This is a genomic window from Moorena producens PAL-8-15-08-1 (genome assembly GCF_001767235.1).
In the GTDB taxonomy this organism is placed as follows: domain Bacteria; phylum Cyanobacteriota; class Cyanobacteriia; order Cyanobacteriales; family Coleofasciculaceae; genus Moorena; species Moorena producens_A.
On record NZ_CP017599.1, the window covers coordinates 3,733,936 to 3,745,458 of the forward strand.

13 protein-coding genes are annotated in these 11,523 nt (G+C 44.2%); 6 read left to right on the top strand and 7 right to left on the bottom strand.

Annotation, left to right across the window (positions count from 1 at the left end):
- Positions 1–2 precede the first annotated feature (2 nt).
- The 3 genes from BJP34_RS13910 to BJP34_RS13920 all read left to right on the top strand — a co-directional run bounded on the left by BJP34_RS13910 (position 3) and on the right by BJP34_RS13920 (position 4,339).
- A complete protein-coding gene (locus BJP34_RS13910) occupies positions 3–1,154 on the top strand; it encodes an RNA-guided endonuclease InsQ/TnpB family protein (RefSeq protein WP_070392865.1) in 1,152 nt (383 codons plus the stop codon).
- A gap of 436 nt (positions 1,155–1,590) precedes the next feature.
- Positions 1,591–3,753 carry a catalase/peroxidase HPI gene (gene katG / locus BJP34_RS13915; RefSeq protein WP_070392866.1) on the top strand — a complete coding sequence of 721 codons (2,163 nt, stop codon included), beginning with the start codon at positions 1,591–1,593 and terminating at the stop codon, positions 3,751–3,753.
- 145 nt (positions 3,754–3,898) lie between these two features.
- Complete coding sequence (locus BJP34_RS13920) at positions 3,899–4,339, top strand: tyrosine-type recombinase/integrase (protein WP_324611057.1); 441 nt, start codon at positions 3,899–3,901, stop codon at positions 4,337–4,339.
- Positions 4,340–4,351: 12 nt separating this feature from the next.
- Here BJP34_RS13920 and BJP34_RS46015 read toward each other — a convergent pair whose 3' ends face one another.
- Entirely contained in the window at positions 4,352–4,621 is a 270-nt protein-coding gene (locus tag BJP34_RS46015; protein ID WP_193431323.1) for a tetratricopeptide repeat protein, read from the bottom strand.
- A gap of 132 nt (positions 4,622–4,753) precedes the next feature.
- Complete coding sequence (locus tag BJP34_RS13930; protein WP_149030970.1) at positions 4,754–5,272, bottom strand: hypothetical protein; 519 nt, start codon at positions 5,270–5,272, stop codon at positions 4,754–4,756.
- Between the two features lie 690 nt (positions 5,273–5,962).
- Here BJP34_RS13930 and BJP34_RS48845 point away from each other — a divergent pair.
- Positions 5,963–6,088 carry a hypothetical protein gene (locus tag BJP34_RS48845; RefSeq protein WP_267876563.1) on the top strand — a complete coding sequence of 42 codons (126 nt, stop codon included), beginning with the start codon at positions 5,963–5,965 and terminating at the stop codon, positions 6,086–6,088.
- 458 nt (positions 6,089–6,546) lie between these two features.
- Positions 6,547–7,041 (top strand): hypothetical protein, encoded by a 495-nt coding sequence (locus tag BJP34_RS13940; RefSeq protein WP_070392870.1) that lies wholly within the window; start codon positions 6,547–6,549, stop codon positions 7,039–7,041.
- Between the two features lie 82 nt (positions 7,042–7,123).
- Here the strand turns inward: BJP34_RS13940 and BJP34_RS43240 are convergent, their stop codons facing one another.
- Entirely contained in the window at positions 7,124–7,279 is a 156-nt protein-coding gene (locus BJP34_RS43240; protein WP_158517201.1) for a hypothetical protein, read from the bottom strand.
- 7 nt (positions 7,280–7,286) lie between these two features.
- Complete coding sequence (locus BJP34_RS13945; protein ID WP_149030971.1) at positions 7,287–7,541, bottom strand: hypothetical protein; 255 nt, start codon at positions 7,539–7,541, stop codon at positions 7,287–7,289.
- A 420-nt stretch (positions 7,542–7,961) separates the two neighbouring features.
- Here BJP34_RS13945 and BJP34_RS13950 point away from each other — a divergent pair, with 420 nt between their 5' ends.
- Positions 7,962–8,369, top strand: a complete 408-nt coding sequence (locus BJP34_RS13950) for a hypothetical protein (RefSeq protein WP_083305162.1) — start codon at positions 7,962–7,964, stop codon at positions 8,367–8,369.
- A 268-nt stretch (positions 8,370–8,637) separates the two neighbouring features.
- Here BJP34_RS13950 and BJP34_RS13955 read toward each other — a convergent pair whose 3' ends face one another.
- The 3 genes from BJP34_RS13955 to BJP34_RS13965 are packed head-to-tail and all read right to left on the bottom strand — an operon-like array spanning position 8,638 to position 11,372.
- A complete protein-coding gene (locus tag BJP34_RS13955) occupies positions 8,638–9,678 on the bottom strand; it encodes a response regulator (RefSeq protein ID WP_070392872.1) in 1,041 nt (346 codons plus the stop codon).
- A gap of 32 nt (positions 9,679–9,710) precedes the next feature.
- Positions 9,711–10,091, bottom strand: a complete 381-nt coding sequence (locus tag BJP34_RS13960) for a response regulator (RefSeq protein ID WP_070392873.1) — start codon at positions 10,089–10,091, stop codon at positions 9,711–9,713.
- Between the two features lie 36 nt (positions 10,092–10,127).
- Positions 10,128–11,372, bottom strand: a complete 1,245-nt coding sequence (locus BJP34_RS13965) for an RNA-guided endonuclease InsQ/TnpB family protein (protein WP_070392874.1) — start codon at positions 11,370–11,372, stop codon at positions 10,128–10,130.
- Between the last annotated feature and the right edge of the window lie 151 nt (positions 11,373–11,523).

The window sequence follows — 11,523 nt, forward strand, 5'->3', positions numbered from 1 at the left end:
CTATGGCTCCCAATCACTCTTACACGACAAAACTGAAGCTTAACAACCGTCAAAAAACGTTGATGGCCAAACACGCTGGTTTTAGTCGGTGGGTGTACAACTGGGGTTTAGGGATGTGGAAAGATGCCTACAATGAAGGGTTAAAGCCTAACATTAAAACCCTAAAGCGGTTATTTACCAACCATGTCAAACCTGAGTATCCCTGGATGAGGGAATTATCCTCAAAAGTTTACCAATATGCGTTCATCAATTTAGGGGAAGCATTCAAAAGGTTTTTCAAAGGATGGGGTAAGTACCCTAGATTCAAATGCAAGGGTAAAAATGATCGCTTTACTATCGATAATTCAGGGAGACCGATTCGATTAGGTGGACTAATTCATAACTTACCCTTCCTGAAGCAGGTTAGAACGTTTGAACCCCTACCAGATTGTCTAACTAAAAAAGTCACAATCTACAAAAAAGCCGGGGAGTGGTATATTAGCTTCTCCATGGAAAAGACCTTTGAACCAACACTTAAAGAACGAGAAAGAGTTGGTGTGGATTTTGGAATAAAAACCCTAGCTGTATTAAGCTCTGGTGTTGAGTTTGAAGGACTTAAGCCTTACCGCAACGCTCAACGGAAATTATCTAGAGTTCAACGGAAATTATCTAAAAAAGAAAGAGGCTCTCAGAATTACTTAAAAACCCAGCTTGAAGTACAAAAATTCCACCATCGAGTGGCTAATCTCCGAAAAGACTATCTTCAGGTGCGACCCGTGGCGAATTTAATTCGCCAACGGAAAGCGCACCTATATAAAATGACAACTTATATCGCTAAAAACCACGGCGAAGTTGTGATTGAAGATTTGAATGTTTCAGGGATGATGGCGAATCACAAATTAGCTAAAGCAATCGGTGATTTAGGACTGCATGAAGCCAGACGGCAATTGACCTATAAATGTGAACGCTACGGAACAAAGTTAGTAGTGGCTGACAGGTTCTTTCCATCTAGTCAATTATGTTCTAACTGTGGAAATCAACAGCCAATGCCTTTATCGCAGAGGGTTTATAGCTGTGATTGTTGCGGGAACAAAATCGACCGGGATTGGAATGCCTCAGTGAACCTAGAACGCTATAACGAGTACGGCTCGACTCGTAAGCCTGTGGAGGGTTAACCGCTCCTATGCCCCCGTTGAAGCAGGAAATAAACACACAAAGTATCGCGAAGTGACGCTTTGTACAGGTTTTATGGAGCAGAGGATCATTACTTGGTCAAACAATGCCTATATCCTGTAGGACTAGTAATGGTGTTTTCACCACGGGACGACGAAGAGCTGGAGACAGTCAAGTCCATCGTTAAGAAATCCTACGAATATGCTACTGGGGAAGCGCCAAGGTAGTATTGTAACAAAGGTCTAAAAGTAAGCGGTCATTGTTAAATCATCTTCAAAATTGTCTCTGATAAGCCTGGGGAGTTACCATATTACTGGGTTACGCACCTTTTGGTAAGTAATTGTTTTCTACAAAAATGCATATTATGTTTAAGCTCACTGAAAACAAAAGACGGCAACTTCTGTTTTCAATGAAAACACTTCAGGAGAGTCAAGAATCATGACAACCACTGGTGGTAAATGTCCGGTGATACACGGTAGTGTAACAACAAATAGTATGTCAGAGATGGAGTGGTGGCCGAAGGCACTTCATCTCGATATTTTGAGTCAGCATGATCGCAAAACTGATCCGATGGGAGTGGACTTTAACTATCGGGAGGCGGTAAAAAAACTTGATGTGGCTGCACTAAAACAAGACCTACATGCGCTGATGACCGACAGCCAAGATTGGTGGCCAGCGGATTGGGGTCACTATGGTGGTCTGATGATCCGTATGACCTGGCACGCAGCCGGAACCTACCGGATTGCGGATGGTCGTGGCGGTGCGGGGACAGGTAATCAACGTTTTGCGCCACTCAACTCCTGGCCAGACAACGCCAACCTAGACAAGGCACGCCGTCTACTCTGGCCGATAAAGAAGAAGTATGGAAGCCAGCTTAGTTGGGCCGATTTGATTACCTATGCTGGCACGATCGCCTACGAATCCATGGGACTAAAAACCTTTGGTTTCGCCTTTGGTCGAGAAGATATCTGGCATCCCGAAAAAGATATTTACTGGGGGCCAGAAAAGGAATGGCTTGCCCCCAGCGATAACAACCACAGCCGCTATTCTGATGAGCGAAAGCTAGAAAATCCACTGGCTGCGGTAACAATGGGGTTGATTTATGTTAATCCCGAGGGTGTAGATGGCAATCCCGACCCTATCAAAACCGCCAATGACGTGCGCGTTACCTTTGCCCGTATGGCGATGAACGACGAAGAAACCGTAGCTCTTACAGCTGGGGGGCATACGGTGGGCAAATGTCACGGTAACGGTGATCCCGGGTTGCTGGGCATGGAACCCGAAGGGGCAGATATCCAAGACCAGGGCTTGGGGTGGGTGAACAATACTGGTCAGGGTATTGGTCACAACACCGTTACCAGTGGTATAGAAGGGGCCTGGACGCCTCAGCCGACCCTGTGGGATAATGGTTATTTTCATATGCTGCTCAACTATGACTGGGAACTAAAGAAGAGTCCAGCAGGTGCGTGGCAATGGGAACCGATTGACCCGAAGGAAGAAGACAAGCCCGTCAATGTTGCAGATCCGACGGTTCGCGGCAACCTTGTAATGACCGACGCCGATATGGCCATGAAGATGGACCCAAAGTATCGAAAGATTTCCGAGCGGTTCTACAACGATCCTGAATATTTCAGTAATGTCTTCAGACGGGCATGGTTCAAACTGACCCACCGAGATATGGGGCCAAAGACTCGCTATATTGGCCCCGATGTTCCAGAAGAGGATCTGATCTGGCAAGATCCTATTCCAGCCGGGAATACTGATTACGATATTCAAGCCGTAAAGGAACGCATTGCAGTAAGCGGTCTGAGCGTTAGTGAAATGGTTTGTACCGCTTGGGACAGCGCTCGTACATTTCGCGGATCGGACAAGCGCGGTGGGGCAAATGGGGCGCGAATTCGTCTGACTCCGCAGAAGGATTGGGAAGGCAATGAGCCAGCTCGTTTGGCAAAAGTATTAACTGTTCTAGAAAGCATTGCAGCAGAGACCAAGGCAAGCATAGCGGATGTGATCGTCTTGGCCGGTAACGTAGGTATCGAGCAAGCTGCTCAAGCCGCTGGCTTCGAAATTACTGTCCCCTTTTCTCCGGGGCGGGGGGATGCAACGGATGAGATGACCGACGCAGAGTCATTTGACGTGCTAGAACCCATTCATGATGGCTACCGCAATTGGTTGAAGAAAGACTATGCCGTCAGTGCGGAAGAGCTTATGCTTGATCGCACGCAGTTGATGGGACTGACGGCTCCCGAGATGACTGTGTTAGTCGGTGGGATGCGTGTGTTAGGGACCAATTATGGGGGCACAAAGCATGGCGTATTCACGGATCGTGAAGGTGCTTTGACTAACGACTTCTTTGTGAACCTGACGGATATGAACTACCTGTGGAAACCTGTAGGTCAGAATCTGTATGAAATCTGCGATCGCCAGACTAATCAGGTTAAGTGGACAGCGACACGGGTCGATCTTGTCTTCGGCTCCAACTCAATCCTTCGTGCCTATGCTGAAGTCTATGCGCAAGATGACAGCCAAGAAAAGTTGGTGCAAGACTTCGTAGCAGCCTGGACGAAGGTGATGAATGCTGATCGTTTTGATCTGGCCTAACATATGAATCGTAAGGTTGGCAAAAGTAGTGTTTTTAGCCCTCTTTTGCCACTCTCGGATACATCACGTGACTACTCCCATATCAAGTCAAAGATTATAATGTGGGCTTCTCAATCTCACGTTTGACGTTACAGCTAGAACAGCAGTGAACGCGATCGCTTTTAGCGGAAGCTTTGCTTCCGGAGCGAAGCGTCGGTTTTGCCGAATCGCTTTTAGCGAAAGCTTTGCTTCCGGAGCGAAGCGTCGGTTTTGCCGAATCGCGTTTGTAAATGATTGGTTGAGCACAAGAGGTCACCAACCAGGAGCGCTCTTGTGCCCAATACGCAAAGGGGGGCAGATACAGTACAGAACTATGACCCCTCAGGCCGTGTTGTTGATTTTGCAGAAGCGGGCTAAAGAAGCTGGGGTGGAATCCTTTAGTCCCCATGATTTCCGCAGAACCTTTTGCTCTGATTTGCTAGATGCTGGAATTGATATTGTGACCGTCCAAAAGTTAGCTGGCCATGCTTCTCCTGTGACTACGGCTAAGTATGACCGGCGGGGGGAGGAGGTTAAGCGTAGGGCGGTGCAGAAGTTGGGGTTTTAGGAGGAGTGAGACTCAACTTTGGTCTAATAGTCTGCTTAAATTACGTGAAATAGTTTGGGTGTTGGGATGATCCTCTCCTAACTGCTGGACAGCAATCTCTAGTGCCTGACGATAGAGGGGTTCCGCTTCTGAGTACCGATCAGGTGTGTGAGTGCGCATCTCATCTTCTGACACAAAAGAGGTTCCGGCGATGCCGGAACCTCTTTTTTTCTTTTTGGAAGTCTTCCCCCGAGGGAGCACAAGATAGCTGTACCTTCCTTTGAGAGATCCCTCCTGGGTCACTCGATCTGACAGACTTACATCTGTGCCAACCAATTCTCCCCATAGGCTCTCGGTGAGGTGGATTCCTCTTACGATCGCACCGTTTAGTCTAAACTCCAGTTTGAATTAAGTCAGTCTAAACTCCAGGAATTATTATATCTTATCATACTCGATATAAAACGGGCAATTATCTTCTGTTGAATCATCTTCCACAATAAGTGTATACTCACCTTTTCCGCTATTATAGTCTCCACCAACATGTTCTTTTTGACTAAAATCAACGTCTTGAGTAACCCAAACATAATCACCACTTTGAAATATCTGATAAACACAATCTTCCCCAAGCAGACCACCTTTCATAGTTAATTGAAGGTAATGGTTGTCTCCCAGGTCTCTCTGACTATCACACCAGGGCGTCCACATTTCTCCTGTACTATCTTTTTGCCCAGGTTGTACAACAACACCCAAATCAAGAGCGTGTTCCTTGTTTATAAGGACTGCTGTACTAGACGAATTGTTATCTAAGTACAAAACATTTCGTATATCAGCAGCGTGGGCAGGCATACTATTACTAAGACAGACAATCGTAACAACTACAATAGCTACTAGAGATTTCACGAGTTTGCTAAACATGAAGTTTTCTCCTAACACTTTCAATTCTGTTAATTTCATTTGTACCTCTAACTGAGTTGTTTTTGCAGGGAGCATGTCACTTATGCAAAACATTTGTACTATATCTAGAGTCCCATCTATGGTTTAAGCTTACTATGATGGTATAGCACTACGCACAGGGCAAGCACCTCTTATATAGTTCATTTGTTCCACAACTTTGAACTATTCTCCCGAGTTCCTAATTTTTAGTTGGAACAATATAATATTAAGCCTAATAAGTATCTCTTAGTATCATAAACCTCATATAAAACCATAAAACCTCATGTAAAACCTCATGTAAAACCTCATGTAAAATCTCATAAAACTCATGTCAAACCTCATAAATCTCATGTAAAACCTCATAAAACTCATGTCAAACCTCATAAAACTCATGTCAAACCTCATAAATCTCATGTAAAATCTCATGTAAAACCTCATGTAAAACCTCATGTCTAACCTTGAGGGGTGTCCTGCAGCACAAGCATCAGGATAAAAATTAGCCATTAAAAAACCCGACAAAAGCCGGGTGGTCTCTAACTGTGTAAGGATTGGTACTATTCAGAACGCTTCTAATTCGACCACATGTAAAACCTCATAAATCTCATGTCAAACCTCATGTAAAACCTCATAAATCTCATGTAAAATCTCATGTAAAACCTCATGTAAAACCTTGAGGGGTGTCCTGCACCACAAGCATCAGGATAAACGATCATGGGTACATCAATTCTCCTACAGAGACGCTACGCGATCGCACACCCAAATCCCATCTCTACATCCCCTGGATTATCCGATCCGGGTGCAGCTGCGATCGCACAAGCGCGGAAGCTGAGGCCGTAGGCCACGCTTTGCGAACGCTTCATCGCCTTTGGCGCAGCTTTGCTGATCGCACACCCAAGCCCCATCTCTACATCCCCAGGGTAAGTGCAAGAAAAAAATGGCTCATAATGTGCATTGGCTGGATATCGCTCTGGTTGGGGGTTTTCGTTTGGAATGGGAACTGGGATGGTAGTGAGCGATATAGGGAGGACTAGAGTCGAACAGTCCGGAATGTGAGTGGTAGGGGTGGAGTAATTAAAGGGGACTAAACTCGTATAATCCCTGTTGCTAGCCGTAGGGCTATGAGAGGCTACGTTGCAGTAAACCCTTTGAAATCAGGCGTTATCCTACAGTAAGCGTTTAGGTTAGTACATTTCTAAATCCTGAAACCCTTTCACAGCCTGCTGTTCCCTGTTGTCTGTTCCTTCTTCTCTAGCGCATAGCACCATGGCTCCCAAGAAATAAACAAGGTTCTCAAGATGCTACACAAAATTGCCCTTGGAGCGAGTCAATTAGACCACCAAGCTAATTCAAGAGTAGACCCGTGGTGGAGGCTCTACGGGAGAGAGTGCCGAGTATTTTCACCGGAAACCAAAGGAGGTAAGCCACCTACCGAAATAAAGGTTGGAGATTATGTCCGCCTTCGTGGTAAGCCAGAAATGATAGGAAAGGTGCTGTCAATCGAATGGCATGGTTACAGAAACCGCTATTGCTATAGAGTCGAAACTCAAGCATCGTTGAGCGGAGAGCACTGCCCTGCATATTGGTTTAGCGAACAGCTTGAGAATGTCTCGAAACAGTCGCTCACATTAAAATCCACATGGTTATTCCATCTGGATTTGAGGGACTTTCTTGCAAGGTTCGTTGTTGACATCCTGGTGCGATGCACTATGCGCAGCCAAAGGCGTTCGCACCTAATTAAACTGCAGCGACAGTTGTCTTGTTTTTATCTATTCAGATTATACTATGGATGAGGTTTGTTGTTATCCGGTAAAAATGGATTAGATGTTGACATATTCACGTGGCACGCTAAACTAACTGAATTATTGTCAGAATTCAATCAATCAATTTCTCCCAATTTTCATAATGATTCTTAAATTTATCCGATAAATACTGAGGATAGGGAATTTCAACTTGGAAGTCATCAGCCGCCATCTCTTCAATATCAGAATCATCCCACCCTTTGACGAGCTTTCCTTGAAACTTATCCATACCGCTACTATTCTTGATATCTTTGTGTTGACATGCTCATGGGATCGCTATGCGCAGCAAAGGGCGATCGCAGAATATCTTTACTTAGCTGATCGGTGGGCTTAGTTTTGCTTAGCGTACGCGCTTGGATTGGGATGTTGGTTTTTGCTACTGGTGCGATCGCTTTTAGCGGCTCCAAAGGGGCGTTGCTTAATAATGGAATGATTTTAAGAGTTTTGTGGAATAGGCATCTTGCCTGTTCCTGATCTTTTGGGGCGGGCAAGATGCCCACTCTACTCCTATTCATTCAAAGATTCAGCAACGCCGTTGAAGGTTGAAGGTTGTTGAAGGTTGAATTCGCTTCTGTCTTCTGCCCTCTGCCTTGTTTTACCCAAAGTATAAGTATTCAACCGGACATGATATAAGACATATTTTTTTCTGCTCCCTGCTCCCTTTAAACCAAAATACTATGTCTTAAACTATCCTTATGTTGCTATTAGCTAAATCTTTAACCAAACTAACTATTTTATTGTAACTAATTATTACAAAGATTGTAAATTATTCAGATTTTTTTGATTTTACACTTGACAACAAACCTAGCAACTATTTATAATATATTCATGGCGAAAAGAGCCGCGCTTTCCAGCAACCAACTACGAAGCGCGGCTCTCTCCCAAACTACAGTTTAGGTAACTCTATCATAATGGCAAAAAAACAATCCTTTCATCATCCCATCGATTATCAGGAAGCTATGGAGCGTCTTGAGCAGCTTGGACAACAGAGGGAACCGAAGCAGGAAAATTTGTGTCCCTATCCCATCACGGAGCGAGAGAAAATTCTAATCCGACTGTATAGTTACTACCAATTGGGCATGACACCCCAGCGGTTTTATCAAAAGTGGGACGAAACCCAGGAAGATATAGCTTTGATCTGCTCCTGTTCCGCTCACACTGTTAATGGCTGGTTTAACACTAGTCGTCGCTATTACCCTCCCACTGCTGTTCACTTGCGCCATCTGGCGATTATGGATTTTTTGTTGGAAGATTTTGAGAAAATTCCGAGGGAGTTATTGGATCGATTGTGCTTGAAGGAGGAGAGAATGCAGAATTAAGAATTGAGAGGATATCTGCTCAGGGGGTGACAAGCTAATTGAAAATATTACAGGGGTTAGGTTTTAGGGGTTAGGTGAAGCGGGAAGATTGCCCAAGCGGGATGGATTGATTAAAACTATCATTGACATTGTATGGTAAAAATTGCTTCAATTGCTGGCAAATACAAATGACACCGATGCGCTCATTTTACCCAAAACCTAAAACCTAAAACCTAAAACCTATCTAGGTTTGAGCTTTGTTGTCACCCCGTGAGCTAGTTATATTTTCCTAGGTTAGTTCATCGCGCAGAGCGGTTAAAAGTACCTGAAAGTGGAAGATTTGTTCAGCACCCAAATCAGTATCCCCTTGCAAAATCCCTTCAAGTTCCCGCGCTAAGCGCGACCCTTCTGAGAAACCAAAAATACCCAAGTTTCCAGCTAAACTATGAGCTGCCAACCTCCCTTGTTCTTGATGGGAAAAACTCAGAGACCCTTCTGAGAAAACTCTAGGGACTTGCTCTAAGATAGCCAATTGATTACGGCTCTTTTCCCGGTACTTTTCCCAAGCTGCAGCGATCGCTTTGAGGTGTTTTGAGTGGTTATTGGCAGTAATCTCTTCTTGGATTACCGTAGTAGATTTAGAATCAGCATTGTCTGGCTGCAACTTTAGTCTATATCCCAGTCCATGTACTGTTTCAATCAGATCCTCCGGAGCACCAGCAATTCTTAATTTCCGGCGTAGCTTTCTTAGATGAGATCTAACGGTTGCTTCCGCTGGAAATTCTTTCGAAGACCACAAATTGTCTATAATTTCGTCAGTACTAAAAACATGATGGCTGTGGCGCAGGAATAACTCTAGTAGCCCATATTCCTTGGCGGTTAATGAGAGCAACTGAGTGTCGTAGGTTACTTTACAGCTACGCGGGTCTAGTTGCAAGCTACCCCAACTCAGTACAGGCACAGAGTTTGAGTTTACTCGACGCAATAGAGCTCGCATGCGAGCTGCTAGTTCCTCAAGATCAAAAGGCTTAGTTAGATAGTCATCGGCACCAGCATCTAGCCCCCTAATCTTGTCTACACTAGCATGGCATGATGTTAGTAACAGGATAGGCATGTGATAACCACTGGCGCGGAAACGCTGACAAAGACTAATTCCGTCAACCTTTGGCAGCAACAAGTCCAGTACAATCAGGTCGTAGGTATAAGTTGACCCATAGGCCCATCCCTGTTCACCGTCAGTGACAGCATCAATCACATAATTTTGCTTGGGAAGGCTGTTTTTGAGTAAATCAATTAAAGACTCATCATCCTCCACTAGTAATAGTCTCATGTGTACAACTACAAACGATCAACAGTAATAAATCACACCTTCCATTCCAACATTTCTGCTATTTGAATAGCCAAAGTTATAGAATTAAAGGGTTTGATAATAACACCAGCAATCCCGATTTTTTTAAACGGGTGTTGCTCTGCTATCTGAGTCTTTGCCGTCAGAAAAATAACGGGAATTGACTGGGTTTTATAATTTGCTTTTAACTTTGAAAAGGTTGCGATTCCATCCATATCTGGCATCATTACATCAAGCAAGATTGCGTCTGGCAGTTTAGTTTTAGCCATAGCGATACCTTCCAAACCTGAAGAAGCGGTTAGTACCTCCCAATCTGTTTCAAGTTCCAGACCGACTTGCACCACTTCCTGGATAGTTTCTTCATCGTCAATTAGCAAGATGCATTTAGTACTCATGGTTATCTTCTTCTTGCTGTTGTGAACTACCACGACCTACTTCTTTGAGGTCGTGGCTTCCAGCTTCACGGAAGAATGCCTCAACTTGGACGGACGTCCACGTCTTGGTCTTACTTCTTCTCCACTGGCGTTGACCTCCCCCGTCCCAGAGGAGGATAGCATTCTGATCCCTTCTGCTCTAATATTCTTTGCCGCATTACCATCTCTATCATGATGAGTGCCACAGCTTGGACAAACCCAAGACCTTACATGTAGCGGTAACTCTTTGATTCGGTAATGACAATTAGAGCAGGTTTTGGAACTGGGAAACCATCGATCTATCTCAACTAGTACTTTTCCTTCTTTTTCGCATTTATAAGAAAGAAAATTAACAAAAGTTCCCCAACTTATATCAGATATTGCTTTAGCTAATTTGTGGTTATGAACCATGCCCTTGACGTTTAGGTTTTCGACTACCACTACCTGGTTATTGTCAACTATTTTTCTAGATAGCTTATGCAAGTAGTCTTGGCGGACATTTCCAATCCGTTCGTATACCTTAGCTACAATCTTTTTGGCCTTTTTGCGTCCATTGCTCCTTTTGTTTTTTCGGGCAGCAATACGCTGCTTTTTCGCTAGTTTATTTTCGTACTTTGCTAAATGCTTGGGATTCCCAAATTTAGAAGTTTTTTCACCATCGTAGGTGATCGCAAAATCTTTAATACCTAAATCGATACCAATCACTTTACCTGTGGCCGTAGGCCACGCTGCGCGAACAATAGATGGCTTTACGTCGTTCGAGTCGTATTCCATCAGTACAGAGGCATAGTATTTACCGGAAGGAGTCTTGCTGACTGTGACAGTTTTGATTTCTCCATCTAATGGTCGGTGGATTATTGCTTTAACAACTCCCAACTTTCCGGGAAATTTGAGACAGTCACCTACCTGTTTTACGTACTGTGGATATTGGATTGATTGACGGTGATGATATGACTTGAATTTAGGATATTTAGCTCTACCTTCAAAAAAGTTTTGATATGCACGACTAAGATTGAGACTGACCGATTGCAAAATCTGAGAGTAACAATCCTTTAGCCATACGGTTTTCTCTTCTTTTTTGAGTTTTGGCAACATAGCATTAAGTGCAGAACGAGACAATCCTTTCCCGGTTTCCTTGTAGGTTTCTATGCACTGATTTAGAGCATAATTCCACCACCAACGAGCACAGCCAAAGTGCTGAGCAAGTATATGAACTTGCTCTTGTGTGGGGTAAATTCGGATCTTTACGGCTTGATGTCTCATTCTTTCTGCATTTGCTATCGACCTATATATCAGTATATGTTATTTGTGATAAATCGTCAATTCATCAGCAAAGGTTTTGAGAGGGCTATCCATCCCCCACCTGGACGTTCGCGCAGCGTGGCCAAAGGCCAGGTGGGAGAATTTCGCCCCC